This window comes from Paenibacillus sp. Y859 (assembly GCF_056786405.1).
The window spans coordinates 377,801-404,702 of sequence record NZ_JBXCIZ010000001.1; the positions used below are offsets into that span (position 1 = coordinate 377,801).

The window sequence follows — 26,902 nt, forward strand, 5'->3', positions numbered from 1 at the left end:
TTAAAAAAGAAGGAACACTACGTGTTCCATTCTTCATTATGACTATTATTATAACATCAAATGAAACTATTTATTATTGTTTAACTTGTGCCATTACTTCTTCTACGAAGTTATCTACTTTCTTCTCCAAACCTTCACCAAGTTCAAAACGAGCAAAACGACGAATTGTAATGTTTTCACCAATTGTATTAACTTTTTCATTTAATATAGCTGCAATCGTTTTGTCTGGATCTTTGATGTAAGATTGTTCCATCAAGCAATACTCTTCATAGTATTTGCTGATACGGCCTTCAACCATCTTATCAACGATTTTCTCTGGCTTACCTTCATTCAAAGCTTGTGCCTTCAAGATTTCCTTTTCTTTCTCAACATCTTCTTGCGGCACTTCTTCACGACGAACATAACGTGGGTTTGTAGCAGCAATCTGCATAGCGATATCGCGAGCGAATTCTTTGAATTGATCCGTTTTTCCTACAAAATCCGTTTCACAGTTAATTTCTACAAGGACACCAATTTTACCACCAGCATGGATATATGATTCTACAGTACCTTCAGTAGCAATACGTCCTGCTTTATTAGCACTAGCTGCCAATCCCTTTTCACGCAGAAATTCAATTGCCTTTTCGACATCGCCATTTGTTTCATCGAGAGCCTTTTTACAATCCAAAATTCCTGATCCTGTTCTTTCACGAAGTTCCTTCACTGCACTAGCATTAACTGCCATTGATTACACCCTCCAATATATTATTATTAATATCACAAATCGTTTATATTCATCATTATTTTAAAAAAAGGGTAGTGAGAGGTTATCCACCTACCAACCACCCTTTTCATTTTAATTCATTTTATATGAATTACCTAATCGATATTAGGCTGTTGTTTCTTCGCCTTGATGAGCTTCTACAATGGCATCAGCCATTTTACCAGTCAAGAGTTTAACAGCACGAATAGCGTCGTCATTACCAGGAATGACATAATCAATTTCGTCTGGATCACAGTTAGTATCTACGATACCTACGATTGGAATACCCAATTTACGAGCTTCTGCAACCGCAATACGTTCTTTGCGAGGATCAATAATGAATAGGGCACTAGGAAGGCCTTTCATATTCTTGATACCGCCTAGGAATTTATCAAGACGATCTTTCTCTTTACGGAGAAGGATAACTTCCTTTTTAGGTAGAACATCAAATGTTCCGTCTTCTTCCCATTTCTCAAGTTCCTTCAAACGATTAATACGTTTTTGAATCGTTTCGAAGTTTGTAAGAGTTCCGCCCAACCAACGTTGATTAATGTAGTACATTCCACAACGTTCAGCTTCTTCTTTCACGGAATCTTGTGCTTGTTTCTTCGTTCCTACGAATAGAATGGTTCCATTCTCATCGCCAATGCTTTTAACGAAGTTATAAGCTTCTTCCACCTTTTTAACTGTCTTTTGCAAGTCAATAATGTAAATTCCGTTTCTTTCTGTGAAGATATAACGATCCATCTTTGGGTTCCAGCGGCGAGTTTGGTGACCAAAATGTACGCCTGCTTCCAAAAGTTGCTTCATGGATATTACTCCCATCTTCACGCACCTCCTATTATTGGTTTTTTTGTCCTCCGCCAACGATCATTTCCCTTTAAGACTTTCTATTCAAATAAGAAAGCACCCTCATAGGAATCACTTGGCGTGTGTTTTTAACACCGTCAACTAATATACCATAATTTTTATAACGTTGCAATAGTATATCCATTAAGGTTATTTATAAGCAATAGAGCATCAAATGAAACTGATATTTTCTACTATTTTCAAAAAAACGCCCGCTACTTTATAACCATTAGCGAGACGTTTCTATTCGAATTTTAGATATAATAGAATCATAGCTTTCCCCTTTAGTGAAAGTATAATTCCCTACTCGAATCTTAGTATTTATTTTTTGTTTCGAAGCCTCTTTAATAAACTGGTTCCTATTCGATATTACGCCTACCTTTTCTAGGCCCACCGCCACATCTGTCAGATTTTCTCCGTTTACAATCTTATAATTAACGGTCACCGCCTTCGCAGGTTCTACGAGCGGTTCCTTAGGTGATTGCATATCGGAAGTCGAATGCTCATTACTCGTTCCCTTGGGTTCTACTGGAGTTGAAGGTTCAACAGGGGTAACCGCTGGTTCACTCTGATTCGGTAACTCAATACCATTCCCTTGTAGATTAGTGCTTTCTTCAAGCTTTCGTTGCTTCCATTCTTCATCTGTCAGTAATTGTTCTGATGATTCAACAACCTTTAAATCTAACGATTCCGCCATCTCTTCTAATTGTTCTCTAGTTAATATTGCGTCAGATTGTGTATTTATTAATGTGGCTTGCTTCTCACCAACGATCATCAACTGAAGTAAAGCTGCACCAATGATAAGGCCAACGCCTAACCCGCTCATGAATGAACGACTCCTCATCATCGTGTCCCCTCCTGTTTCGCCAGTTGTAGAATAAGTTGAACCTCGCCGCGTTGTATTCCTATTAACTTACCAATGACATCAATCGATTTCCCTTGCTCATGTAATTCGAAGACTTCAGAATAACGTTGTTTGATAGAATTCACTGGTTCAGACATTTCAACAGATTGTGCTATTTCAGACACCTCGGTGGCATCCGAAGACATGCTTTGCGTTTCAGTTAGAGTAGTCGTACGAAGAGTCTTTTCTTGCTCGAACTCTGTCAGACGTATTTCATATTCCGTTGACTGTTGTTCTACATATAATAATCTCTGTTGCGTCTCACTCAGACTTTCTTCCAACACCGTCTGCCTAATCGCTATTTCTTTTTTCATTTGACTAACAAGTTCAACCAATGTGTCGTTTTCTGCTTCGATATCCGCCATATACTGCTCTAAAGTCGATTCTACTTCTTTGATCATTAAATCTGAAGATGGCTTGTCTACCTTTTTTCTGGGAAGCATTAATGCATAAATCAATGCCGCAACCCCTAACATAATAATAATAATCCATGGTTCCAAAGCGTCTAGTCTCCTTAATGAGGTTGTTCAAAAAGTCATCTTTTGAACACGCACTAATAATCTATTCAATCCGGCATTTTTTAAAGAGACAGATCAATATGATGCCCCTTGTATGGATGCTCAGCTAGATGCTGTTCAGATTGCAGTTCTTGTTGATCCGATTGGGAGTGCTCATTATTAGCTGATGATTGTTTCTGTTTCCCTCCATCACGTATAATGGAATTCTCCGTTTCATCAACGCTATTGCTGCGTTGTTGCATTGCACGACTTTCTTTAATTTGTTGATTTGTCAAAAAGGATTGTTCTTGGGCAGATCTCTGTTGCATCTCGTTTTGTACTTTCCCTGCTTCATGGGTCCTCGGCACAGCAATTTGCAATTCTACCGATTTCATACTCACGATATCCACCTCATTCTATAGTAATGGAATACAACAACTTCTTCATTTCCACTGAAAGTCCACTATATGTATGGAATCATTGAAATATCTCCATCAGAATAATAAAAGGAGACTCGTTCAGAGGTATCCTTGACGAATCGAGTATATCTTCCAATGACAATTTTTGAGCCACCATAAATCGTTCTAATAATATCCACTCGAGCTCTATTCGTATCTTCAAGAGACTTTTCAATCTCCAGAATCCGTTCTTTTGTTTGAGCTAGTACAATGATCTGAGACTTCTGGGTTACATTCAGCTTAATACGCATACCTACTTTATCAGGTGCTAATTGTCCTTGAGACGCCAGCAAATTCAACAGATTCAATGCCTTCTCCGTTTTTTCTGATTGATCCATTTGTAATTTGAGTTGATTTCGTAGATCTGCAAGTTCATTTCTTAACGCAGGTACGACGCCTACTTCAATATTAGTAACAGTAGACATTGAATTTCCTACAGTCCGAGCAATAACTCTCTCACCTGCTTGAATACTTCCACCTACTATTAGACCTTTGGTTCCATTACAGATCACATTTTTCCCAGCTCTTATATTAGAATGCATAATACTTTGAGAAACAATTACATCTTCTCCTGCAGTAACATGACCTTCCTGAATAAAGGAACTTTTCACATTGTGTCCAGCCTTTACATATCCCTTGTTGTAACCAATGATCCCACTCGAGATTTCAATGGACCCTTCAGCATCAAGCTCCGCACCCTCAACGCCACCGATGACACGAATATCTCCTAACGCTTTAACTCTAAACCCACTTAATACATTACCACGAATGATAACGCTCCCAACAAAATCAATATTCCCAATACCATAATCCACATCCCCATTCACTTCATATATAGGGAACACATTAATTTTTATCTTCTCAGTAATAGTAATCATTCCATCAAGAGCAGCATAAAGTGCCGTTTGATCTCCATTCACAATGACATTTTTGCCTGTTTTAAATTTAATATCTTTACCTGGTTTGAATGCAATGACTTCACCCGTAACTGAAGTTCCATTCTTACCAAGGTCAGGAGCTGTTCGTTTCGCAATAATCTGACCTTTACGTACGTTGTTGAGATTGTGTACTTCCTTATGATCCACTTTCCCTTGATCTTTTTCCGGATCTTTAAGATCTCTTTCATCAGATACTTTTAGTAGAACCTCAATTTGACCATCGATCCCGTCAATTGGTTTCTCGCCATAAGCAACAGGTGTTCTAACTATAGCAAATCGCTCAGGGAGATCTACAATTTGTTGGAGTATATTACGGTCAATGCCGTACTTAACACGCTGATGTTGAATGAACTGTTCAAGTTCTTCTATTGTGCATTTGAATTTTTCATCTTGTTTTGAGAACTGAAGGTATGCAATAGTTTTATCGTCAGAAATAGATACAGTTAAATACGATCCAAGCGAAATACGATCCGTCAATCTTGACCCCTCCTTAAATGCATTAATCTATTGCGATTAACAAAAGCTCTTTAGCGACTACCCATTAATAATTCTCTATTCTTCTCCAATGTCCCTCTCAGTCTAAGTATTGCTTTAGAGTGAAGTTGCGAGATTCGGGAAGGCGAAAGAGACATCACTTCGGCGATTTCACTAAGTGATAGATCATCAAAATATAGAAGTGATACCACTGTACGTTCCTTTTCAGTAAGTTTTTCAATCCCTTTTACTAATGCTTCCTTCAAATAAAATTCATTAACCTTATGCTCGGGGTTCTCCGCATTCTCATCAATCAACATGCTTAAACGAGTCTCCGATTCTTCCTCTCGAATTGGATCTTCTAGTGAACACAATGTCATAACTGCTACTTCCTGCAACATATTATGATATTCTTTTTCAGTTATTCCTAAGTATTCGCTCATCTCCGAATCATTTACAGAACGAAGATGACTTTGTTCCAAATGTTGAAAAGCTTCTTCAATCTTCTTAGCTTTTTCCCGGACGGAACGTGGTACCCAATCACCCTGGCGTAACGAATCCAGAATCGCTCCACGGACACGCCATGAGCCGTAGGTTTCAAATTGAAAACCCCGTTTATAATCAAATTTATCGATAGCATCAATCAAACCCATTACTCCATTACTAACCAAATCGTCTTTAGAAATATTTTTAGGAAGACCAATAGCCACACGACTTGAAACATAATCTACAATATGCAAATAATTTTCAACAAGCTTCTTTTTAGCTTCAATATTACCATACTCTTTCCACAATTCCCATAGTTCTAGATGATTCAATTTAGAAACTTTCTGCTCATTCAAGTGATCTCACCCCCTTATTTTTCTGTCAGGTGACGAACCGCCTTAGCCAATTGTTCAGGATCTTGCGCAGAAACAAATTTCGGTGGATTCAGCGGTGTAAATCCAAGGTCGCTCTCATTAGATAATTCAGGATTCGGTTGTAACAGATCATTTAATTCTTCAGTATCATTCGCTAAAGTTAAATCAAATCGAGCTCCCCGTTGATCACTCACTAATTCTGAATCTGCTTCTTTCTCTCCCCACGACTCATCATCAGGTTGTGAAGTCATTACACTTAGTACCCATCTAAACACAATCGCTAACACAAACCATATCGCAAAAGCACCCAAAGCTCTTATAACACTTGTCAAAAAAAGATTATTTATAAAAGAAAATAGAAAGGTAATTATAAACCCCAACACACCAAGTAATAAATTAAACCGTATTTTCTCTATCATCGCTACAATTCCTTTGCACCCATTTGTACACTACGGATGTATAATATTCCTGTACTACAATCAAGTTCAATGGTTCTACCAAAGTTTCCGCCAGTGTCCTGTCCAATAAGTGGAATGCCCAGTTCTTTCAATTTAGCTTTGCACGATTCTGTATTTCTTGGTCCAATTCTCATTGTGTCGTTATTTCCACCAAAAGCAAACATTTGTGAACCACCAGCCATCTTTGCAACAAGATTCGATTTTTTCGAGCCTAGTTTAAGTAATTCATCTAATAACCTAGGTAAAGCCGTATCTGCATATTTAGCAACATTCAATTCGCCATCTCGCGCAATGGAAGAGTCAGGTAACATAACATGTGCCATTCCTGCAAAACGAAGCACTGAATCATACATTGTAAGCCCTACACAAGAACCTAAACCGGAAGTACGGATAAGTCCAGTTTGTTGAATGACCTTTAAATCAGCCATAGACACCTTCACAACTTTTTGATCAATCATTTCCGAGAGGCACTCCTAATGATTTGAATATTTTTATAAAAGATTCTGGGTCGGGTATAAGAAAGAACTGACCATCAACCTCTTCATTACACTCCACAAACTTTGTGTCAATTAGAAGCGCATCATCTCCCATTTCACCGTGTTGCAGAAGTCCATAACTCAATATGGCTCCCGCCATATCAATCGCTAACGAAGGAACTGTCGGATACATCGATAGTTTCGTGAAATCAGCAAGGGAAGAAAGATATGAACCCGACAATATATTGCCAATCTCATTTAGTGCAGATAGTTCCATTTCATTGAAGTAGTCATCTTCAGTCACATCAATTCCTGCTAGACGTCTCAACAGACTTTTCGCTGACTCAACAGTTAAGATGAAGAATAAATTTCCGGACACATCACCTTCAACCCTGAAGTATATTGCCACAACGACTTGCTCTGCTCCTCCAACTACATCTGATACCTCTTCAAATCTCAGAATTTCAACTTTAGGNATTTAGTGCAGATAGTTCCATTTCATTGAAGTAGTCATCTTCAGTCACATCAATTCCTGCTAGACGTCTCAACAGACTTTTCGCTGACTCAACAGTTAAGATGAAGAATAAATTTCCGGGCACATCACCTTCAACCCTGAAGTATATTGCCACAACGACTTGCTCTGCTCCTCCAACTACATCTGATACCTCTTCAAATCTCAGAATTTCAACTTTAGGAACTGCCATATCAATCGGCTTATTGAGCAAGCAGGAAAGTGCGGTAGCCGCATTCCCCGCACCAATATTTCCTATTTCTTTAAGGACATCCATTTTAAATTCTTTAAAATGCTTAAAGACCTCCATCTCTATTCCTCTATACTTTCCAATTGAATAATTTCACTTTTATTCAACACTTCAGAAAGGTTAAGCATAATCAAAAGACGCTCATCATTGATTTTTGCAACACCTTGCAAATATTTAGCTTTAATCCCCCCTACAACTTCAGGTGGATTTGCAATTTGATCTGTATTCAGATCGATAACATCATTTGCTGAATCGACAATAAATCCTACTTCCATATCATTTACATCTACAATAATAATACGTGTATTTTCAGTATATTCAATAAGTGGAAGGCTAAATCGACCACGTAAGTCAATAATAGGAATAATAACACCACGTAAATTAATAACACCTTTTACAAAATGGAATGTTTTTGGAACACGTGTAATAGGTAGCATGCGCTCAATCGTCTGAACCTTTTCTACTTCGATGCCATACTCTTCGCTTCCTAATTTAAATACAATGACTTTAATATCTTCTCCCATTTCAATAACCTCCTATTAAATTTCTATTCACTATATCGAGTGTGTTTGCGGCATATTCATTATTTAATGAATGCGTTTGGATCTATAATTAAAGCAACTTGTCCATCTCCAAGAATAGTTGCACCTGAAACACCTTTAATCTGTGGTAGGTATTTACCTAGACTTTTTAAGACAATCTCATTTTGCCCTATAAATTCTTCAATTGTTAGAGCAGCCAACCGGTCCCCTTTTCGAATAACGATAATTTCAGTCTCATCTTCTTCACTCTCGTCGAAATCAGCTATATCAAATAATTTAGATAGGGATATCAATGGAATATGACTACCACGAAACTCTATCATCTTATTTCCATGAACTGTTCGAATTTGATTCTTTTTAATGATGCCTGTCTCTACAATAGATGTAAGAGGAATAGCATATTTTTCTGATCCTAATTGAACAAGCATTGCAGAAATGATAGATAACGTTAACGGTAATTGAACTGAAAAGTTGGTTCCTTTTCCCGGAATTGAATGAATGGTGACATTCCCACCGAGGGCAGTAATTTTGGACTTCACAACATCCAGACCAACGCCACGCCCTGAAACATCAGAAATGACCTCAGCTGTACTAAATCCAGGAGCAAATAAAAGCTGATAAACTTCTTCATCGGCCATCGCCGCTCCTTGTTCTGCCGTTACAACACCTTTCTTAATAGCCGATTTGAGAACATTCTCACGATTAATGCCTCGTCCATCCTCTTGGATCTCAATAAATACATGATTCCCACTATGAAACGCTCGTAAATTTACTGTTCCAGTCTCCGACTTGCCAACGGCGAGTCGATCGGAAATAGGTTCAATACCATGATCAACCGCATTTCGCAGCAAATGCACAAGAGGATCCCCAATTTCATCAATAACGGTCCGATCTAGCTCCGTATCAGCCCCTGTTATCACTAAATCAATCTTCTTATCCAATGATTTAGCTAAATCACGCACCATCCGTGGAAAGCGATTAAACACAGTATCCACGGGTACCATTCTAAGCTTCAATACAATACTCTGAAGGTCAGAACTCACGCGGCTAAGATGCTCAACTGTTTCTGTTAAGTCATGATTTTGTGCTTCACTGGCCAATTGCTCCAACCGGACACGGTCAATCAGTAACTCACTAAATAAATTCATAAGAACATCAAGACGCTCAATATCAACACGGATGGTTCGTGACGGAGTATTGTTACTTGGTTTATTAACCTCTTTAGCGACAGTTCTGGTGGATTCTACCAATGTCTGCGTAGATTGAATTGCCGTTTCTTCAATAACAGAAGTCTCTTCGAGTTCAACAGTTACCGCAGTCTCTCTAGCTGAATGATTGACATCTCCCATTAATTTCAAAGACTCTTGATCCAGTGCAACAACGCTGACCCTATCAATCTCCGATAGGTTCAATATCATTCGTTCTATTTCTTCTGCGCTTTTTTGTGTTATGTAATAAAGTGAAAAGCTGCAATCAAATTTCTCTTGTTCAATATCTTGTACGGAAGGCTGTGATTTAATCACTTCACCATGCCCCTCCAATAAATCAAATGCCATATAGGCCCGTACAGCTTTCAATTGGCAATCTTCACGAATGAACACTTCCAAATAAAGTACTCGATGACCTTCTGCAATCGATTGATCCAAAACAGAGTATTGATACTCGTCCAAGTGAACGGATTGAGATATATTGGATGTTGATCCAACTACCTCCACATTCGATTGGGCTAGCGTCTCTCCACGTACAATAGCCTGTAATGAAATTACTATGGCAGATACATCAGATTTCCCGGTTCCCCCATTGGTAATATCCTCGACCATAGATTCAAGGGCATCCAAACTTTTGAAAAGGGTATCAAATATAAAATCTTTCATTGCAAGCTTTTCATTACGAACTAAATCGAGAACATTTTCCATCTGATGTGTAAGTGAGGCTAGGTCCTCATAGCCCATTGTTGCTGCCATTCCTTTAAGTGTATGTGCCGATCTAAAAATAACTTGAACAATACTCAAATCATTTGGACTAGTTTCCAATTCAAGCATCTTTTCATTTAACGATTGTAAATGATCATTCGACTCATCAATAAACATTGATAAATATTGATTCATGTCCATTGAGATGCACCTCCCTTATGAGTTCACTTTCCTTTATTTCAGTGTTTGAATAAGCTTAAGTGGAATTTCCTGAAGCGGTAAAATATGTTTGACACAACTCAGTTCCACTGCAGACCTTGGCATACCGTAAACAACAGAAGTTTCTTCACTTTCAGCATAGGTATTCCTTACACCTGATTCATACAATCTTTTCATTGCTTGTGCACCATCACTTCCCATACCCGTCAATAGAATCACATGGCGTTTCAGCATTGTAAATGGAAGTAGTGAGTCAAAAAGCACTTCTACAGAAGGCCGATGTCCATTACATGGCTCTTCCTCAGTTAAACATATTTCATAATGGCCAACCGACGATCGCTCAATCTTCATTTGGTAACCACCAGGTGCAATATACGCATACCCTCTATTTAGAACCATACCATGCTCCCCTTCCACTATTTCAAGAGCACTGAAAGTATTCAGCCTTTGTGCAAGTGATTTCGTGAATTTGGGTGGCATATGTTGTACGATCACTACGGGTGCTGGAAAATCTCCAGGCATTTGCTCCAATACTGCCTTTAATGCTCTAGGTCCACCAGTTGAACAGCCAATAGCGACTACATGTTGGAATTTACTTGTATCACTCTCAACTTCCAACATTGGTTTAGTAGGCATAGGTTTCTTCACAGTTGGCTTCTTCGCCTTGGTTGAATTAGCCAATTTATCATCTGTGATCTTACTATCTAGTATACCATTACGTGTTGCTTGATTAGCGTTCATATTCGTTTTCGGCAAAACTTCTTTCTTGCGAGATACTATATTCCTAGGTAGCAAATTCACCTTTTTTACTGGTTCTAGTTTCTTTTTTAGCTCTACCTTTTTCTCAGATTTCACAAGTTCTTCTGTCTTCCTAGCAACTCTTCTTTCTATAGTCTCCATAGCTGCCTTCATTTTATCAAGAAGAACTTCCCCAACTTGAACAATATCATTAGAGGCAACTGTAGATGGCTTTCGAATAAAGTCAAATGCTCCTGACTCTAACGCTAGTATCGTCTCTCTTAACCCATTCTCGTTAATGCCTGAGAGCATAATAACCGGGATCGGATTATCCTTAGTAATGATTTTCAATGCTTCTAAACCATTCATTTCAGGCATTTCCACATCCATCGTGACAATATCTGGTTTTAGATTCGTCACTAACGTTAAAGCCTCCAAGCCATTAGTGGCGGTACCCACAACTTTAAATAATGAATCTCTTTCAATAAGATCAGATATAATCTTTCGCATAAAAGGAGAATCATCCACAACAACGACCTTATATTGCATTATATCCATACCTCCCACTCCGTAAATACAGGAAAATCATTTTGTTCGTTGTACCCACTTATGCATAAATCCTTTGATTCCCGTCAAAGTTTCTACTTCTGAAGCAGAAGAAGTGCTGGTATAAAGCTTTGTAAGACGTTGAATATCTTTTGAAGCAACACTATTAGGAAATGCTAGAGAATAAGGGATTTGTTTCTTGACCGCTTGAACAACATGTGAATCATCCCTTATATACCCAAGCATCGGGATCTCGATATCCAGAAACCTTTTTGCTGCTAATCTGATTTTATTAGCTGTAAATGTTGCCTCTATTTCATCGTCCACTCGGTTAATAACCACCTGATAAGGGACACTTGAGTCAATACCATGAACAACTTTAATCAGTGCATAGGCATCTGTAATCGATGTAGGCTCAGGCGTAGTCACAACAATACATTCATCAGCAGCCCTAATAAATTGTATATTAGCTTTAGATAGACCTGCACCAGTATCAAAAATAATATAGTCCATCTGATTCGCTACTTGTTCAATCTGAGTTGTAAAGTAATGAATATCATGTTCAGATAATGATACGAGATCCGACATGCCAGAACCACCTGAGATATAACACAATTCCTTAGGTCCTTTTGCGACAATCTCATGAATACTTTTTTTACGTTGGATCAGATGATGTAAGTTATATTTAGTAGAAGTCCCCATCAACACATCGATGTTTGCCATGCCTATATCCGCATCGAAAATTAACACCCTTTTTCCCAATGAAAGTAATGTAAGTGCAAAGTTTAATGTGAAATTAGACTTCCCTACGCCTCCCTTACCACTAGTAACAGTAATAAACTTTGCTGTTGATACATCGGCATTCAACACTCTCCCTTGGGATCGCGCCTTCTCTCGTAATGAAATAAGTTTCCTTAAAGAGTCAGCTTGGTCATTCATAGCTCCTCTTCTCCCTCATCCAACAAAAGGTTACAAAGCATTTGATCATTAGGTATAAACAAATCCTCTGGCACATTCTGTCCATTCGTCAAATAAGAAAGATGAATTGGAAAGTCGTAGATCAAATTAAAGATAGCTCCGTAACTGCCTGTCTCATCCAACTTCGTAAATATGACTTTATCAAGACCATATTCACTGAAATGCTCTGTAATCTTTTTCATATCTTGAGCTTTAGACGTTAGGCTCAATACTAAGTAAGTTTCGCTATTACTCTCATGTGTAAGTAAGCTTTGAAGCTCTGAAACCAACAATTCATTCCGATAATTTCTTCCAGCCGTGTCCATTAGAATGAGATCGCAATAGTCAAGTCGCTCCATTGCTCGTTTGAGGTCAGCAGGTGATTGGACTACCTCTAACGGTACATTTAAAATCGATGCATACGTTCTAAGTTGTTCTACAGCAGATATTCGGTAAGTATCCGATGTAATGAATCCTACCTTCCGATGATGTCGGAACAGTTGCTCTGCCGCAAGCTTGGCAATTGTGGTAGTCTTGCCAACACCAGTCGGACCTGCAACATAAACAATCTTCGTATCTATGCTTATTCCACCACCAAATCGATTTGAGAGAAATGATGTAGCCTTGGCACGAATGAAATCCTCTAGTTCTACATCACTTCGCGAACGTCCGCTTTCTTCCCAATATTCGACCGCAGCATCCATCCACTCTTCTCTCAATTGCTCGTCAACTTCCTGCTGCAACAATCGATTTTGTATTTTCTCCAACGATGCTGGCAGTTCTCTTTTTATCATGGATTGTCGTGATATTTTGGCCATCCATAATTTCATCTCTCTTATTTCCTTAAGAAGATGTTCTTCCGAATCACGCTTTGGCTTTACTTGTTCTTCTTCATGACTCCGCACCGGAAATGACAGATTCGTATCCTTCATAACATCTAACTTGTCCACTGCTTCCTCAACATATTTCCTGGGTAAATCAATATCTTTCTTTTGCTGTTGTACATCAACAGTCTTCATACCTGATTTGAGAATATCATTGGTTCTTTGATATGCCTCTGGAACTGCTCTCACTGGAATATTTAATGTTGGTGCAACAGTTTGAGAAGCTACACCGAGTAGGCCCTTAGGGTTCATATCAATATTCTCTCTTCCAACGGACTGATTCGAGCCTATTTTCGGGTTTGACTTCATTTGAGCTTCTTTTTCCACTGCAGCGATAACTTCAATCTTCTTTTTCTGAAACATTCCAAGAATTCCACCAACTTTTAATTCTTTTGTACTAAGAATGACTGCGTCACTTCCTAAATCCACACGGATTCGTTGCATGGCCTCCGGCATATGATCGACGATGTAACGTTTCACTCTCATAGATTCACCACTCCGACACTTTGTATTTCTACATTTGGTTCTAATTCACTATACGAAAGGACAGGTATATCCTGCATTGTCCGATCGATCACTTGACGCAAATACATTCTTATCGTTGGCGAAGTCAAGAATATAGGCTGTTGTCCAGATTGCAGCAATCGATTGATTTGTTCATTTATTTTCTGATAAACCGATTGTGCAGATACCGGATCCAAAGCGAGGTAACTCCCTTGCTCTGTTTGTTGCACACTATCTGAAATTTTCTTCTCCAACGTAGGTCCGACAGTGATAACTTTTAATGTCTCACCTCTTTGTGAATACTGTTGCGTAATTTGTCGCGATAGGGACTGCCTCACATACTCTGTAAGGACATCAGGATCTTTAGAGTATGTTCCACAATCAGCTAGAGTTTCAAAGATCGTAACTAAATCACGCACCGATATTTTCTCACGAAGTAACTTAGCCAACACTTTTTGAATATCACCCACGGATAACACTGAAGGAATAAGTTCATCGACAAGTACAGGATAACTTTCTCTTAAATTGTCGATTAACGTCCGTGTCTCTTGACGACCAATTAATTCGTGAGCATGCTTCTTAATTAACTCTGTCAAATGAGTTGCTACTACAGAAGGGGGGTCCACTACTGTATACCCTGCTAACTCAGCACGTTCCTTCGTAATTTCATCAATCCACAACGCTGGAAGACCAAATGCAGGTTCCAAAGTTTCAATTCCAGAAATGGATTCATCATCATAGCCTGGACTCATAGCTAAGTAGTGATTAAGTAATAATTCACCACCACCCACGGTATTCCCTTTAATTTTTATGATGTATTCATTCGGTTTTAGTTGAATATTGTCGCGAATTCGAATAACAGGTACCACCAATCCTAGTTCAAGTGCACATTGTCGACGAATCATGATGATCCGATCTAGCAAATCTCCTCCTTGTTGAGCGTCCGCCAAAGGGATAAGACCGTAACCAAATTCGAATTCGATAGGGTCTACCTGAAGAAGATTGATAACACTTTCAGGGCTTCTAACTTCTTCAATCTGTTGTTCTTCTTCCATCTGTTCTTCAGATAACTGCTTCTTAGTCACATTCTGTTCCATCTTCCTAGCAGCTAATATCAATAAAATCGCGACAGGCATTGTCGTAATCCAATCGATAGGGGTGAAGAAACCAAGCATAGCAATCGTTCCGCCTACAATATAGATCAACTTCGGATATGCGAATAATTGACCCGTTAAATCAGATGCTAGATTTCCATCTGATGAAGCGCGAGTTACAATAAGACCAGCAGCTGTTGAGATTAGTAGAGCTGGAATTTGACTAACAAGTCCATCACCAATCGTTAGAATAGAGTATGTAGAAATTGATTCACCGAATGACATTCCATGAATAGTCATTCCAATAATAAATCCGCCTACTAAGTTGATAATCAAAATAATAATACTGGCAATAGCATCCCCTTTGACAAATTTACTGGCTCCGTCCATAGAACCGTAGAAATCTGCCTCACGTTCGATCTTACTGCGTCGTTCTCTTGCCTGCTGCTCATTAATTAACCCGGAATTCAAATCCGCATCAATACTCATTTGCTTTCCTGGCATAGCATCTAGCGTAAACCTAGCACCAACTTCAGCAACACGCTCAGATCCCTTAGTGATAACAATAAATTGAACCACCACTAAAATTAAGAATACAATAAATCCAATCGCAATCTGTCCACCTGCGATCCAACTACCGAATGTAGCAACAACTTTACCCGCCTCACCATGAGTAAGAATCAACTTGGTTGTTGACACGTTCAATGCAAGTCGGAATAACGTTGTAATCAGTAGAATCGAAGGGAAGATGGAAAACTCTAGCGCTTCCTTAGTATTCATAGAGATCAATAAGATCATAAGTGCAAGTGAAATATTGATAACGAGTAAAATATCAAGTAACCACGCCGGGATTGGAAGAATCATCATAAGTACAATACCGATGACTCCTGTTAGGACAGTGATATCTTTAATTTTCAAGGGCCTCTTTCCTCCAATCCCACATTTATTAGGTTTTACCTTTTAATTTATATACATAGGCCAATATTTCAGCCACGGCTTGAAACAAATCTGCAGGAATGAAATCTCCGATCTCTGCCCTTTGATATAGTGCGCGAGCCAGAGGCTTATTTTCCATAGTAATGATGCCCTGTTCCTTCGCAATTTCTTTAATTCTTAGAGCTACATAATCTTGACCTTTGGCAATAATCGTTGGAGCTTCCATCTTACTTGCATCATATTTCAATGCGATAGCAAAGTGTGTCGGATTCGTTATAATAACATCTGCTTTCGGAATTTCTTGCATCATACGTTGCATAGCCATCCTACGCTGACGTTCTCTAATTTTACCTTTAATCAATGGATCTCCTTCTATATTCTTGTACTCATCTTTAATATCTTGTTTCGACATTTTTATACTTTTTTCATGTTCATGTCGTTTAAAGAGATAGTCCAGAAAAGCTAGTACGAATAAAGCAATAGCTACTTTCACACCTAAATTCACAGTGAGTTTGGACATAAACATCAATGTACTCTCGATGTTAATTTGTGAAAGCGAGGCAATTTCTACCTTACTAGCCCATAAAGTACTATAAACTAGATATCCAATAATCGTTAATTTGAATATGGATTTAGCAAATTCAACTAATGACTTCATGGAGAATATATTTTTGAGACCTTTGAGCGGATTCAATTTATTGAACTGAACTTTAAGCCCTTCACCAGATAGCAAAAAACCGACCTGTAGAAGATTAGCTGCCAAAGCCATTATAAAAACCGTTAAAAATAGCGGAGCGAGTAGTATCAATATTTGTATGCCGTATTCTCTAAAAACCATCATCACATTATCAATCGTAACATCCGTAGATAAGCGATTCATAAATACATCCGTATACAAAAGCACAAATTTGTCTTTGAAATATCCAGCAAAAATAAGAAGGCAGAGAAGTGCTGATAAAAGTGTTACAGAACCGGCAACTTCTGGGCTTTTGGCAACCTGTCCCTTTTTACGCGTATCCTGACGTTTTTTTGGAGTTGCTTTTTCTGTTTTCTCGCCAGCGAACAACTGTAAATCTAGAGGATACCTAAAGGACACTTTACTTTCCTCCATACTGTTCAATTTGGCTGACTCCCAATAATTCCTAGCAAATTATGCAATGATTCGAACATGATCTCAAACAAACTGCCGAATATATATGAAAAACTAGGAACAATCAGCAATAACATCGCCAATCCAAGAAATATCTTCACTGGTATTCCAATAACAAAAATATTAAATTGAGGGGCTGATCTTGCCAAAAATCCAAGTCCTACATCTGTCAAAAAAAGTGCTACGACTAATGGGGCCGCCATTTGAAAAGCTAACACAAAAGATTGACTAAATGTTCTTATTAAAAATTCTAAAATACTGCCATTATATAACTTTGTAAAGAAATCATTAGATATGGGCACCCACTCATAACTTTGAGTAATGGCATCAATCAGTTGCAAATGTCCATTCATACTTAAAAAGAGCAACATAGCGATCATGTATTTGAAATTACCTAGCATGGGTACGGATACACCTGTCATCGGATCTAGCACGTTGGCCATCCCGAATCCAATCTGTATATCTATGAATGAACCAGCTGTCTGTATAACCGTAATTAACAAATATGCAACAAAACCAAGAAGCAATCCTACCATAACCTCACTAACAATGAGTAAAACATAAGTCATGTCTTGTACAATAGTCTGATTTATGCCATAAGTCAGATAGATCAATAGACTGACAAAAAATGCTATCCCTATCTTAAACGTATTAGGTACCCCTCTGGATGAAAACACTGGAGCTACTACAAAAAATGATGTAATTCGACAAAAAATAAGCAAAAAGACTGGGAAACCTTGCATAATTAGTTCCATTGACATTCAGCCTAACCTATATATTTATGCAGATTGTCTAATATGTTAAAGGTAAAGTCTACGAGCGTCGTTAAAATCCAAGGACCGAACAATAATAACGCTAACAATATAGCAACTATCTTTGGAACAAAGGCAAGCGTTTGCTCCTGAATCTGTGTAGTTGCTTGAAATATACTCACGATCAAGCCGACTCCCAATCCCAGAAGCAACATTGGTGCACTCACTTTAAGCGCAGTAAATATCGCTTGTCCAGCCAGCCCTATAATAAAATCCGAGTTCATGACTGACCTCCCTCACTTGCATATACTTCTTCTGTATCGTTCTATCAGTTAAAACTAAGTAATAACGATTTGACAACTAAGTACCAGCCATCTACTAGAACAAATAATAGAATCTTAAACGGGAGTGATATCATGACCGGTGGTAACATCATCATCCCCATCGCCATCAATGTACTTGCAACAACAATATCAATGATTAAAAATGGAATAAAAATCAAGAATCCCATTTGAAATGCCGATTTCAGCTCACTAATTGCAAATGCAGGAACCAATACTGTTAAAGGAATATCACTGTATGTAGCCGGTTTTTCCATCTTTGTATAATTCATAAATAATAACAAGTCTTTTTCACGAGTATATTTGAACATGAACTTTTTAATTGGATCTTCAGCTTCTTTTATAGCTTCTGTCTGCGTAATCTCCGCTTTTAAATAAGGTTGGAGTGCAACTTCATTGATTGATGAAAACGTTGGTGCCATAACAAATAATGTCATGAATAACGCTAAACCAACCAACACCTGATTCGGTGGCATTTGCTGTGTTCCAAGTGATGTCCTAACAAAACCAAGAACGATAATAATTCGAGTAAAACTAGTCATTAACACCAATATTGCCGGAGCAATACTGATAACTGTAATAAGAAGGAGTATTGATAAAGAACTTGTATTAGGCGCTCCGTCTGAATTACCAATTTGAATATCAAAATTGATAGGATCAGCAAATGCTGCTGAAACCGACGACAGACTAACAATCCCCATTAACAAACAAAGTAAGATGACTTTTTTTTTCATGGATCCCTCAACCGATCTGTATTATTGTCCTCACGGAGCAGTTCTTCCATTTTCTCTTTTCGATTAGACATCCGACGAACCTTAGAATCGAACACTTCATGAAAGGAAAGATCATTCTGTTGTTCCATTTCTTGCGGAGTTTCATCCCTTCTCACTTTACTAATTAGTCTACTTAAAAATGGAGGCAGTAAGTTACTTTTACCTACTGCCTCTTCCTCAAGTGCCGCTAATATAGTTGCAACTTCATTTGGATCAGAAATTTTATCGATCAGGCTTATATCTTCACCAACACCGACTAAGTACACACTGTTTCCTAACTCGATAATTTGGAGAGTTTTATTTGGTCCAATACCTACTCCACCAAGAATTCGAATCATTGGATTACTGAACCAAGATTTATTCTTAGACCCCAAGAATCGAATTAAGAAAACAATAAGTACGACAATAACTGCCAAAACGATAATCACATAGAGAAGATTCAAACCATAGTTCACATCATTAACATTATCAATAATTTCATTTGAACTAGGCATAATTCAACCTATATTCCTAAAGTTTTATTAATAGCCTCAACAACACGGTCTGATTGAAATGGTTTAACAATAAAGTCTTTTGCACCTGCTTGAATAGCATCAATTACCATAGCTTGTTGGCCCATTGCAGAACACATAATAACCTTCGCAGTCGGATCTATTATTTTAATTTCTTTAAGAGCCGTAATGCCATCCATTTCCGGCATCGTTATATCCATAGTAACTAAATCCGGACGTGTTTCCTTGAATTTTTCAATAGCTTGTGCACCATCTGCTGCTTCTCCAACGACTTCAAAACCATTCTTCGTTAAAATATCACGGATCATCATTCTCATAAAAGCTGCATCATCCACGATAAGAATTCGATTTGCCATTTGTTAAAAATCCTCCCTATATACACCTTATTGTATTCTCTGTAGACGATCCCATTGACTAACTATTTCTATTACTCTCACACCGAAGTTTTCATCGATGACAACAACTTCTCCTTTAGCTACCATTTTGTTATTCACAAGAATATCAACTGGTTCGCCTGCAAGTTTGTCTAGTTCGATGATCGATCCTTGCGATAATTCAAGAATATCTTTTATTTGTTTATGGGTCCTGCCTAATTCTACGGTAACTTTGAGTGGTACGTCCATTAATAATTCTAAATTATTTTGATCCACTTGCTGATATGGAGCTGACTGCAAATTAGCAAACTGCACAGACTGAACATTTAAATTACGATTAGGTGCTCCGTAATGCTGCGGTTGTGATGGAGCATTCTGGAATTGTTGATTCAGATCGTACCCAGGCATACCCTGTTGCTGAGCATACCCAGCGTTCCCCACGCCTTGTTGAGTGCTAGGGCTACTCTGTGGCGGTGGTGGTATATTTAATGCTGGTTGTGCCACAGGAGGTTGAATAGGAGCTGCTACAGTCTCTATATGTTCATCTGCACCATTAAGTAAAATTCTCACCATATCTTTAGCAAAATGAACCGGAAGTAGCTGCATAATCGTTGAATCAATTAAATCACCAATGGTTAATCGAAATGATATTTTAATCAACGTTTCCTCGGAAGGAAGATTAGCAACTCCTTCACCGTTAGCTATATTTAATATATCAATTCCAGGAGGTGAAATATTAACAAAGCGATTAAATAGTGTTGACATCGAAGTTGCCGATGAACCCATCATCTGATTCATAGCTTCCTGAACCGCACTAATATGAATCTCATTCAATTCTTCTTCTTTCGAATCGCCTTCGCCACCAAGCATTAGATCTGCAATAACTTGTGCATCTCTTGTCTTTATGACAAGTGAATTAATCCCTTCAAATCCGTCCACGTATGTCACATGGACAGCAACATGCGGTTTCGGGAATTCATCTTCGAATTGACTTCGGGTAATGATTGCTACTGTCGGCGTTGTAATATCTACTTTTTTTCCTAACAATGTTGAAAGGGCCGTCGCAGCACTACCAAAAGTAATGTTACCAATTTCACCCAATGCATCTTGTTCAAGTGGTGTTAAATAGTCATCTACAGTCTCTATTTTATTCCCCGTAGAATCATCTGAGTCTGACTGCCTTAGTAATGCATCAATTTCTTCTTGGGTTAAATAATCTTTACCAGTCATGTCCTTCAACTCCTTCACTAACAATTTCATCAATCTGTACAGCTATGCGATCCTTTATCGTTCCTGGACTGCCGGTAAACTTTAATATTTCTCCAATTTTAATCGCTAACCCTGAATTAACTGAATTGTTAAGATTGATGACATCTCCTACCGTTAATCCTAGAAATTCAGATACAGACAATTTCGATTCTCCGAGCTCAGCAACAATCTTTAACTGCGTATGCTTAACATGTTGCTGTAAAGCTTCCACTTCAAGTGGTTCACTTTCTTTCTTTTCAGACACAAACCATTGATGTGCAGATAGTTTAGACATAATGGGCTCTAGAACGACATGTGGTATACAGATGTTTATCATCCCTGTCGTATCTCCAATTTTAGTACTTAAAGAGATTAAAGCAATCGTTTCATTCGGTGAGACAATTTGCATAAATTGTGGATTAGTCTCCATAGCCTCCATACGAGGTGAAATATCTAAGACTGTCTTCCATGCTTCTTGCAGACTTTCAAAAGCTCTACCAAAAATCCGCTCCATAATCGTCGTTTCTATCTCTGTGAGTGAGTTCATCTTAGCTGGTGCATTCCCTATACCACCAAGCAATCGATCTAACATAGCATAAGCCACGTTCGGATGCACTTCCATGACCATTCTACCTTTAAGTGGTTCTGCCTCAAAAATATTAAGTATCGTCATTTTAGGTATAGAGCGAATAAACTCATCATAAGGAAGCTGTTCTACCTGAACGACGTTTATTTGCACAAAAGTTCTTAACTGTGCTGAAAAATACGTTGTTAAATATCTAGCGAAATTCTCATGAATACGAGTTAAGCTTCGAATATGATCTTTAGAGAAACGTACGGCTCTTTTAAAATCATATGAACGAATTTTTTTCTGGGATTCTTCCTTTTTGAGTTCTTCCGCATCCATTTCCCCAGAAGATAGTGCCGCGAGTAGGGCGTCAATCTCATTTTGTGATAATACATCTACCAATCATCTCACCCCCTAACAATTTAGTCCATTTTTACTTTTTACATCGGTGCTAACATAAAATCTGTGATCTCAATTTGCATCAATTGTCCTCTAGTTAAGCCCTCATTAATCAAATTGATCAATTTTGCGCTCAATTGATCTTTACCATTCGCACCTTTAAGATCATCTGGTTTTGTATCAGCAAGTATTTTGAGAATAATTGGCTTAACTCTAATTTCTTTAATTTTGTCAAATTCCTCTTTAGACTTCTTACTATCCAATTGAAACGCAAAATTCATCATTACGATATAATCAAGATCCTCTAAATTTGTCTTGATACCAGTTATTTCCGAGGTCATTTCAACCATTTGATCCGCAGTCAAACCTCTCATTTGAACAGCATTTACGGTTTTGCTAACATTGTCATTTGGATTACTAAACAAATTATTGAATAGCAAGAAAGCGGCTAATACAATTAATGTTATAGCTAATAGAATCGTAATCAGCCAAGGCATTATCTTTTTCATGGGGATTCCTCCGTATGTACCACTTTAATAGTTGCATTATTCATACCAATCTCTTGTGTATATTGTTTTACAAGCGAGATTACTACAGCAGCCTTTTCAAGCACGATTAATCTTTTTCCTGTAACTAATGTGATGTAAGTATCAGGTGTTTCTTCTACCATTTCAATGAGAAGAGCATTTAGCCACATTTCAGAACCATTTATCCTTGTAAGAGAGATCATCGTAAGCCTCCTATGAAAATCCGGGAGAAGAGACACGCTCTCCTCCCGCTATATCATTAGCGTTTCAAATTCACAACTTCTTGAAGGATTTCATCTGATGTAGTTATAATACGGGAGTTGGCTTGGAAACCACGTTGTGCAACAATCATTTCCGTGAACTCACCTGTGAGATCAACGTTTGACATTTCCAATTGTCCAGATATAATAGCTCCTGTCCCTACCTCCACATCATTAGCTGCAAACAATTCAAATTCACCATCCGGGTTTGCATTTAAGGTCACTCGGTACAAGTTCCCTCCAATTTTCTCGAGACCCTCAGGGTTAATTATTTTAGCTATGCCAAGTTGCGCCCCTGGTTCTGTCGTTCCATCACCCATCTTCTGAATAATAGTACCATCTTGTGCAATTGAGAACGAAGTAACATCATCTTCTAATGTAATAGGTGCCCCCCCTGTATCAAGCACGAACAATCCATCTGATGTCACCAGATTACGAAGTGCATCGATATGAAAGTCACCTGCGCGTGTCAAAAAGGGAACCTCTTGTTCATCCCCCATACTTACTAGGAAGAATCCATCTCCATCAATCCGTAAATCTGTTGGTTGATTTGTTGTCATAGCACTACCAGCTAAATGCAAAGTATCAATGGATCCAATCGATACACCTAGACCGATCTGCTTAGCATTCACTCCACCTTGTGTACCATCAGTAGGAGGTGTTACACCTGAAACCGTTTGGCTCATAATATCTTTGAACATCACGCGACCTGACTTAAATCCAATCGTATTGACGTTGGCAATATTGTTACCAATTACGTCTAGTTTCGTTTGAAACCCCTTCATACCAGAAACCCCTGAGTACATAGATCTTAACATTTCACTATTCCCCCTTATTAATTACATGGACTATATCAATCGATCAATAGTCCACTGGCTTCCGATTCGGGCCAGCCAGTTATGAAACGATGATTGCACTATCAATATTCGTAAATACATTATCCTTCATTGATCCACCGTCCATTGCTGTAACAACAGTACGATTCTTGATATTCACAATCAATGCCATATCGTTCAATAATATAAGCGATTCTTTACTACCTTTTGCTGCGGCCTGATCAACTGCATCTGATATGCGTGACAGCTGTTCTTTAGGAATATCAATACCCCTTTGCTCTAAGCGCTTTACAGCATGATTACTGAACTTGAGCATATTTTGCTGTAACAATTGATCAAATGAGGTACTATTCACTGCCCCCTGTGAGTGACGTACATTTCTAGCATTGGAAGTAGAATTTACTGGGGTAGGAAACAGCTGGCCAATTATCAGCCGTTCATTCATATGATTTCCTCATTCACTTCTGGCTCTACTTCTGGTTCTGGCTCAATTGCAGGAGAATCCTCATTCTCATCTGGTTCTGTTACAGGTGGATTTTCATTTGCAACAGGATTTCCAATTTCAAGAATTAGATTTACTGGAACAGCTATCTGTCCAACCGTTGCATATTGAACACCATCACGAATAACAATAGAATTTACGGTGCCTGTTAAGATTTCCGATGTACTATTATCCGTTGAATCAATCCAACTTATTTCTTTACCAATCAGCCCTGAAACACTGCCTAATGATTGATTCAAAGTAGTTAGTTGACCCGAGATATTCATCAACTGTTCAACGGACGTAAACTGCGCCATCTGAGCTATAAACTCCTTATCTTCTAAGGGTTGCATCGGATCTTGATTCTGGAGTTGCGTAATCATGATCTTTAGAAATTGGTCCTTACCCATTGTGGAAGTATCTTTTGCACTTGCCGTTTTAACATTACTGGCAGAATAATTTGGCCAAATATTGTTGGTTCCTATAATTTCCGAAGCCACGAGTTCACCCCCTTTTCTTTATGCTTTCGCTGTAAATGTATTTCCATGTTCAATATTAACTTGTTCTGATAACCAATCATTCATTTCTTCAGTCAGTTCAGCGATCGCTAATGAATCATCACTTTGGTCTTCCCGCTCTTTAGATCTTTGATTCGATTGTTGCTGACCTGCACTTGGTTGGCGACCTTCTTGATACATATGTGATTGAAGGGATTGATTCTGCGTCACCTCCAGTCTCTCAACTTGTAAGCCTTGAGATTGTAGTACTGTGCGGAGTTGTGACATTTGCTGTTCAAGTAATCCCTTGGCTCCAGCATGTTCAGTCATAAAGGTTGCAATCAATTGACCATTCGACATCGTAATTTTAATATCAACTTGCCCCAAATGCTCTGGATAAAGAGATATTCTCGCTTCAGTCATGCCATTCAGCTTCACAATATCCAATTTACTAACTAGAAGCTTGGTCACTTCTTCAGGAAATTTCTCAACAGGGACTGGAGCTGCCTTTAATGGATTCTTGATTCCTTCTCTCATCAATAGCTCCCCAGCTGTTAATATCCCTTGATCTGGCGAGAATTCAGCTGTCTCAGTAGTAGCAGACTTCTGCACCGTACTAGCAACAACTTCATCGCTTTGGTTCGATGCTGTTCCATGTAGCGTTTGAATGAGTTGATCTAATTTCATTGGTGTAGACACCTGAGAAGCATTAGAATTAACAACCATTTCACCTTTGTTTAGAATCGTTGAACCATCAGCTTGAGTTACTTTATTAGCATTGGATTGTAATAGGGCAAATGCCTTCGCACTTTCCTTATCCGCAACTTCAGTTGGAATAATGGCTGTCTGTGGTTTATTCTGTTCTACTTGTTGCAATAGGTTATGAACTGAAGCCAACAATTGAATAGCTTGCGGACTAGAAGAAAGGCTTGTAGCATCATTCTGTGGCAACATAGATATTAATTGATTCACTGCATCTTGCACTGCAAATCTGATCGTATCTGGTTGCTCTGCAAGCATGCTAGACAATAATACACTCTGCTCTGTCTCACTATTCTCAGCCTCACCCGAACCCAACAATGTATTCACTTGCTGCAACCAGTCTTTAAGCAACAGCATCAACGATGGATCTACTTCGATCGCCTCATCTACTTTGGTGATTTCATCAGTAAATCCTTGTAGAAGTTGATTAAGCAAGTCCGCTTCCGTCACTGTAGTTCCCTGTGCAGACACATTCTGCTGAAGACCTTCTAACAATGAAGCTACATCTGAGAGAGTATGTGTCGTTTTTGGAGCTGTCCCCTCTCCCATAATGTATGAGAAGGATTGCTCTACTGGTGCACTAGAACCCTCAACCATATTTACAGTAGAATCACTAGACACTTTTCCACCTGTCGTTGCGCCCTTAGTTGAACTCGCATTATTCATAGCCATGTTATGAAATATTAACGTCATTTATTTTCACCTCCCTCCACGTCATATCTATTAAACTTCAAATTATTTACTCATAAGTTTATTAAGTATGATCGCCGTCGTAGATGGATCGATGGATGACATTTGTCCAAGTAATGATGAACGAGTTGCATCCGTTACTGATCTTAAAATCTCCAGTGTCTTATCTGGACTAATCTTATAAGTCTGAAAGAGAAGATCGGCAGCACTTTTCGGTGTCATATTGGCAAAAGTCTGACTCAATTGATTCTTATTCAAGTTCGTTGGAGTTGGAACAGTCGTTGTGTCCTCCTTCTTCAAACGCGATTGCAATGCTGCGATCTGCAGATCAAGAGCTGATTTTGTATCCTTCATTAACATCGTTACTTCAGCCGCTACCTTTGGATCCATTTTTTCAAGTATTGCCATTCTACTATCATTTTTCATTGAATTAAACAATAGTACTGTTTCTTCCAACGTCATATTCTGCAAGATTGGCGCTGCTTTACTAGGACTCATATTGGCATACAATTTGGCAAGGTCATCAATCTGTTTCTGGTACTCAGCATCGAGATCTTCTTCAGGGATCACTTCGACATCTTCCTGTTCCAAACTTTCTAGCTTCGTCTCTAAATCCTTCAATTGAGCTTCCTGTTGAGCTTTAATTTCACGTTCTTGCTCTAATTCAGTTTCTTTAGCAACTAGCTGGTTCTTTAGTTCCTTTAGTGTAGCTTCCACACTTTTCATCTCTTCTTTGCTCTCTTGTAGCTTCGTCTTTTCCGGATCTAGATTAGGTTCAGGTACCCATTTCTGTACGATTGGAACTTTATTAGCGAATTCTAGAACTGAATTACGTATATCCATATTAAAAAGAATAAGTAATACGCCTACGAGAACAATGGTGAAAATAATAGGGATAATTAACATTAAAAACCGCTCAAATCCGCCTGCTGATTCCTTTTCGTCCTCAAAGTCATTATCATTACGTGCCACTTTTATTCCC

At 38.5% G+C, this 26,902-nt stretch carries 30 protein-coding genes and 2 pseudogenes; all 32 read right to left on the reverse strand.

All coding sequences use genetic code 11. The annotated features are described in order from the left end of the window. Positions 1-73: 73 nt before the first annotated feature. The gene (gene tsf / locus AC1TO8_RS01820) at positions 74-724 is read right to left on the reverse strand and encodes a translation elongation factor Ts (RefSeq protein WP_482053904.1); all 651 of its coding nucleotides are present in this window, start codon (positions 722-724) and stop codon (positions 74-76) included. Between the two features lie 144 nt (positions 725-868). Continuing rightward, the gene (rpsB, locus tag AC1TO8_RS01825) at positions 869-1,567 is read right to left on the reverse strand and encodes a 30S ribosomal protein S2 (RefSeq protein ID WP_482053905.1); all 699 of its coding nucleotides are present in this window, start codon (positions 1,565-1,567) and stop codon (positions 869-871) included. Between the two features lie 253 nt (positions 1,568-1,820). Further along, positions 1,821-2,438, reverse strand: coding sequence for a hypothetical protein (locus AC1TO8_RS01830; protein WP_482053906.1), 618 nt, complete (start codon positions 2,436-2,438; stop codon positions 1,821-1,823). After that, a complete protein-coding gene (locus AC1TO8_RS01835; RefSeq protein WP_482053907.1) occupies positions 2,435-2,995 on the reverse strand; it encodes a hypothetical protein in 561 nt (186 codons plus the stop codon). Before AC1TO8_RS01835 ends, AC1TO8_RS01830 begins: the two co-directional genes overlap by 4 nt. Before the next feature lie 80 nt (positions 2,996-3,075). After that, on the reverse strand, positions 3,076-3,387 hold the full coding sequence (locus AC1TO8_RS01840; protein ID WP_482053908.1) for a hypothetical protein: 312 nt from the start codon (positions 3,385-3,387) through the stop codon (positions 3,076-3,078). Positions 3,388-3,455: 68 nt separating this feature from the next. Further along, positions 3,456-4,865 carry a DUF342 domain-containing protein gene (locus tag AC1TO8_RS01845; RefSeq protein ID WP_482053909.1) on the reverse strand — a complete coding sequence of 470 codons (1,410 nt, stop codon included), beginning with the start codon at positions 4,863-4,865 and terminating at the stop codon, positions 3,456-3,458. 50 nt (positions 4,866-4,915) lie between these two features. Then, entirely contained in the window at positions 4,916-5,704 is a 789-nt protein-coding gene (locus AC1TO8_RS01850) for a FliA/WhiG family RNA polymerase sigma factor (RefSeq protein WP_482053910.1), read from the reverse strand. Positions 5,705-5,718: 14 nt separating this feature from the next. Then, positions 5,719-6,141 (reverse strand): hypothetical protein, encoded by a 423-nt coding sequence (locus AC1TO8_RS01855; protein ID WP_482053911.1) that lies wholly within the window; start codon positions 6,139-6,141, stop codon positions 5,719-5,721. Between the two features lie 2 nt (positions 6,142-6,143). Beyond that, positions 6,144-6,638, reverse strand: a complete 495-nt coding sequence (locus AC1TO8_RS01860) for a chemotaxis protein CheD (protein ID WP_482053912.1) — start codon at positions 6,636-6,638, stop codon at positions 6,144-6,146. After that, positions 6,631-7,131 (reverse strand): annotated as a pseudogene (locus tag AC1TO8_RS01865) (chemotaxis protein CheC); the annotation flags it as partial. The pseudogene AC1TO8_RS01865 and the gene AC1TO8_RS01860, both read right to left, overlap by 8 nt. After that, a pseudogene (locus AC1TO8_RS01870) lies at positions 7,126-7,477 on the reverse strand (chemotaxis protein CheC); the annotation flags it as partial. The pseudogenes AC1TO8_RS01870 and AC1TO8_RS01865, both read right to left, overlap by 6 nt. A 2-nt stretch (positions 7,478-7,479) precedes the next feature. Next, positions 7,480-7,941: a chemotaxis protein CheW gene (locus AC1TO8_RS01875; RefSeq protein ID WP_482053913.1), complete on the reverse strand. Its 462-nt coding sequence runs from the start codon at positions 7,939-7,941 to the stop codon at positions 7,480-7,482. 59 nt (positions 7,942-8,000) lie between these two features. Beyond that, the gene (locus AC1TO8_RS01880; RefSeq protein WP_482053914.1) at positions 8,001-10,073 is read right to left on the reverse strand and encodes a chemotaxis protein CheW; all 2,073 of its coding nucleotides are present in this window, start codon (positions 10,071-10,073) and stop codon (positions 8,001-8,003) included. A 33-nt stretch (positions 10,074-10,106) separates the two neighbouring features. Further along, positions 10,107-11,378 carry a chemotaxis-specific protein-glutamate methyltransferase CheB gene (gene cheB / locus AC1TO8_RS01885; RefSeq protein WP_482053915.1) on the reverse strand — a complete coding sequence of 424 codons (1,272 nt, stop codon included), beginning with the start codon at positions 11,376-11,378 and terminating at the stop codon, positions 10,107-10,109. Positions 11,379-11,414: 36 nt separating this feature from the next. After that, positions 11,415-12,314, reverse strand: coding sequence for a MinD/ParA family protein (locus tag AC1TO8_RS01890; RefSeq protein ID WP_482053916.1), 900 nt, complete (start codon positions 12,312-12,314; stop codon positions 11,415-11,417). Next, entirely contained in the window at positions 12,311-13,702 is a 1,392-nt protein-coding gene (flhF, locus tag AC1TO8_RS01895; protein ID WP_482053917.1) for a flagellar biosynthesis GTPase FlhF, read from the reverse strand. The genes AC1TO8_RS01890 and flhF overlap by 4 nt, the downstream gene beginning before the upstream one ends. Next, positions 13,699-15,732 (reverse strand): flagellar biosynthesis protein FlhA, encoded by a 2,034-nt coding sequence (gene flhA / locus AC1TO8_RS01900; protein WP_482053918.1) that lies wholly within the window; start codon positions 15,730-15,732, stop codon positions 13,699-13,701. The genes flhF and flhA overlap by 4 nt, the downstream gene beginning before the upstream one ends. 28 nt (positions 15,733-15,760) lie before the next feature. Continuing rightward, a complete protein-coding gene (gene flhB / locus AC1TO8_RS01905; protein WP_482054483.1) occupies positions 15,761-16,861 on the reverse strand; it encodes a flagellar biosynthesis protein FlhB in 1,101 nt (366 codons plus the stop codon). A gap of 5 nt (positions 16,862-16,866) precedes the next feature. Next, the gene (gene fliR, locus AC1TO8_RS01910; protein WP_482053919.1) at positions 16,867-17,655 is read right to left on the reverse strand and encodes a flagellar biosynthetic protein FliR; all 789 of its coding nucleotides are present in this window, start codon (positions 17,653-17,655) and stop codon (positions 16,867-16,869) included. An 11-nt stretch (positions 17,656-17,666) separates the two neighbouring features. After that, complete coding sequence (gene fliQ / locus AC1TO8_RS01915; protein WP_482053920.1) at positions 17,667-17,936, reverse strand: flagellar biosynthesis protein FliQ; 270 nt, start codon at positions 17,934-17,936, stop codon at positions 17,667-17,669. 44 nt (positions 17,937-17,980) lie between these two features. Next, a complete protein-coding gene (gene fliP / locus AC1TO8_RS01920; protein ID WP_482053921.1) occupies positions 17,981-18,727 on the reverse strand; it encodes a flagellar type III secretion system pore protein FliP in 747 nt (248 codons plus the stop codon). Further along, positions 18,724-19,263, reverse strand: coding sequence for a flagellar biosynthetic protein FliO (locus AC1TO8_RS01925; protein ID WP_482054484.1), 540 nt, complete (start codon positions 19,261-19,263; stop codon positions 18,724-18,726). Before AC1TO8_RS01925 ends, fliP begins: the two co-directional genes overlap by 4 nt. A 5-nt stretch (positions 19,264-19,268) precedes the next feature. Then, complete coding sequence (locus AC1TO8_RS01930) at positions 19,269-19,634, reverse strand: response regulator (protein WP_482053922.1); 366 nt, start codon at positions 19,632-19,634, stop codon at positions 19,269-19,271. A 27-nt stretch (positions 19,635-19,661) separates the two neighbouring features. Continuing rightward, a complete protein-coding gene (gene fliY / locus AC1TO8_RS01935) occupies positions 19,662-20,882 on the reverse strand; it encodes a flagellar motor switch phosphatase FliY (protein ID WP_482053923.1) in 1,221 nt (406 codons plus the stop codon). Further along, the gene (gene fliM, locus AC1TO8_RS01940) at positions 20,872-21,870 is read right to left on the reverse strand and encodes a flagellar motor switch protein FliM (RefSeq protein ID WP_482053924.1); all 999 of its coding nucleotides are present in this window, start codon (positions 21,868-21,870) and stop codon (positions 20,872-20,874) included. The genes fliY and fliM overlap by 11 nt, the downstream gene beginning before the upstream one ends. Before the next feature lie 38 nt (positions 21,871-21,908). Next, positions 21,909-22,376 (reverse strand): flagellar basal body-associated FliL family protein, encoded by a 468-nt coding sequence (locus AC1TO8_RS01945; protein WP_482053925.1) that lies wholly within the window; start codon positions 22,374-22,376, stop codon positions 21,909-21,911. Next, a complete protein-coding gene (locus AC1TO8_RS01950; protein WP_482053926.1) occupies positions 22,373-22,597 on the reverse strand; it encodes a flagellar FlbD family protein in 225 nt (74 codons plus the stop codon). Before AC1TO8_RS01950 ends, AC1TO8_RS01945 begins: the two co-directional genes overlap by 4 nt. A 56-nt stretch (positions 22,598-22,653) precedes the next feature. Continuing rightward, on the reverse strand, positions 22,654-23,472 hold the full coding sequence (gene flgG, locus AC1TO8_RS01955) for a flagellar basal body rod protein FlgG (RefSeq protein ID WP_482053927.1): 819 nt from the start codon (positions 23,470-23,472) through the stop codon (positions 22,654-22,656). Between the two features lie 79 nt (positions 23,473-23,551). Beyond that, positions 23,552-23,935 carry a TIGR02530 family flagellar biosynthesis protein gene (locus AC1TO8_RS01960; RefSeq protein WP_482053928.1) on the reverse strand — a complete coding sequence of 128 codons (384 nt, stop codon included), beginning with the start codon at positions 23,933-23,935 and terminating at the stop codon, positions 23,552-23,554. Further along, entirely contained in the window at positions 23,932-24,471 is a 540-nt protein-coding gene (locus AC1TO8_RS01965) for a flagellar hook capping FlgD N-terminal domain-containing protein (protein ID WP_482053929.1), read from the reverse strand. The genes AC1TO8_RS01960 and AC1TO8_RS01965 overlap by 4 nt, the downstream gene beginning before the upstream one ends. Before the next feature lie 18 nt (positions 24,472-24,489). Continuing rightward, positions 24,490-25,923, reverse strand: a complete 1,434-nt coding sequence (locus tag AC1TO8_RS01970; RefSeq protein WP_482053930.1) for a flagellar hook-length control protein FliK — start codon at positions 25,921-25,923, stop codon at positions 24,490-24,492. 42 nt (positions 25,924-25,965) lie between these two features. Continuing rightward, positions 25,966-26,892, reverse strand: a complete 927-nt coding sequence (locus AC1TO8_RS01975) for a MotE family protein (protein WP_482053931.1) — start codon at positions 26,890-26,892, stop codon at positions 25,966-25,968. Positions 26,893-26,902: the final 10 nt, after the last annotated feature.

What these genes read in the sequence shown, in the direction of transcription:
- tsf (WP_482053904.1), bottom strand. Translation starts at nt 724, where the DNA reads ATGGCAGTTAATGCTAGTGCAGTGAAGGAACTTCGTGAAAGAACAGGA.
- rpsB (WP_482053905.1), bottom strand. Translation starts at nt 1,567, where the DNA reads ATGGGAGTAATATCCATGAAGCAACTTTTGGAAGCAGGCGTACATTTT.
- AC1TO8_RS01830 (WP_482053906.1), bottom strand. Translation starts at nt 2,438, where the DNA reads ATGATGAGGAGTCGTTCATTCATGAGCGGGTTAGGCGTTGGCCTTATC.
- AC1TO8_RS01840 (WP_482053908.1), bottom strand. Translation starts at nt 3,387, where the DNA reads ATGAAATCGGTAGAATTGCAAATTGCTGTGCCGAGGACCCATGAAGCA.
- AC1TO8_RS01855 (WP_482053911.1), bottom strand. Translation starts at nt 6,141, where the DNA reads ATGATAGAGAAAATACGGTTTAATTTATTACTTGGTGTGTTGGGGTTT.
- AC1TO8_RS01860 (WP_482053912.1), bottom strand. Translation starts at nt 6,638, where the DNA reads ATGATTGATCAAAAAGTTGTGAAGGTGTCTATGGCTGATTTAAAGGTC.
- AC1TO8_RS01875 (WP_482053913.1), bottom strand. Translation starts at nt 7,941, where the DNA reads ATGGGAGAAGATATTAAAGTCATTGTATTTAAATTAGGAAGCGAAGAG.
- AC1TO8_RS01880 (WP_482053914.1), bottom strand. Translation starts at nt 10,073, where the DNA reads ATGGACATGAATCAATATTTATCAATGTTTATTGATGAGTCGAATGAT.
- cheB (WP_482053915.1), bottom strand. Translation starts at nt 11,378, where the DNA reads ATGCAATATAAGGTCGTTGTTGTGGATGATTCTCCTTTTATGCGAAAG.
- AC1TO8_RS01890 (WP_482053916.1), bottom strand. Translation starts at nt 12,314, where the DNA reads ATGAATGACCAAGCTGACTCTTTAAGGAAACTTATTTCATTACGAGAG.
- flhF (WP_482053917.1), bottom strand. Translation starts at nt 13,702, where the DNA reads ATGAGAGTGAAACGTTACATCGTCGATCATATGCCGGAGGCCATGCAA.
- flhB (WP_482054483.1), bottom strand. Translation starts at nt 16,861, where the DNA reads ATGGAGGAAAGTAAAGTGTCCTTTAGGTATCCTCTAGATTTACAGTTG.
- fliR (WP_482053919.1), bottom strand. Translation starts at nt 17,655, where the DNA reads ATGGAACTAATTATGCAAGGTTTCCCAGTCTTTTTGCTTATTTTTTGT.
- fliQ (WP_482053920.1), bottom strand. Translation starts at nt 17,936, where the DNA reads ATGAACTCGGATTTTATTATAGGGCTGGCTGGACAAGCGATATTTACT.
- fliP (WP_482053921.1), bottom strand. Translation starts at nt 18,727, where the DNA reads ATGAAAAAAAAAGTCATCTTACTTTGTTTGTTAATGGGGATTGTTAGT.
- AC1TO8_RS01930 (WP_482053922.1), bottom strand. Translation starts at nt 19,634, where the DNA reads ATGGCAAATCGAATTCTTATCGTGGATGATGCAGCTTTTATGAGAATG.
- fliY (WP_482053923.1), bottom strand. Translation starts at nt 20,882, where the DNA reads ATGACTGGTAAAGATTATTTAACCCAAGAAGAAATTGATGCATTACTA.
- AC1TO8_RS01945 (WP_482053925.1), bottom strand. Translation starts at nt 22,376, where the DNA reads ATGAAAAAGATAATGCCTTGGCTGATTACGATTCTATTAGCTATAACA.
- AC1TO8_RS01950 (WP_482053926.1), bottom strand. Translation starts at nt 22,597, where the DNA reads ATGATCTCTCTTACAAGGATAAATGGTTCTGAAATGTGGCTAAATGCT.
- flgG (WP_482053927.1), bottom strand. Translation starts at nt 23,472, where the DNA reads ATGTTAAGATCTATGTACTCAGGGGTTTCTGGTATGAAGGGGTTTCAA.
- AC1TO8_RS01960 (WP_482053928.1), bottom strand. Translation starts at nt 23,935, where the DNA reads ATGAATGAACGGCTGATAATTGGCCAGCTGTTTCCTACCCCAGTAAAT.
- AC1TO8_RS01970 (WP_482053930.1), bottom strand. Translation starts at nt 25,923, where the DNA reads ATGACGTTAATATTTCATAACATGGCTATGAATAATGCGAGTTCAACT.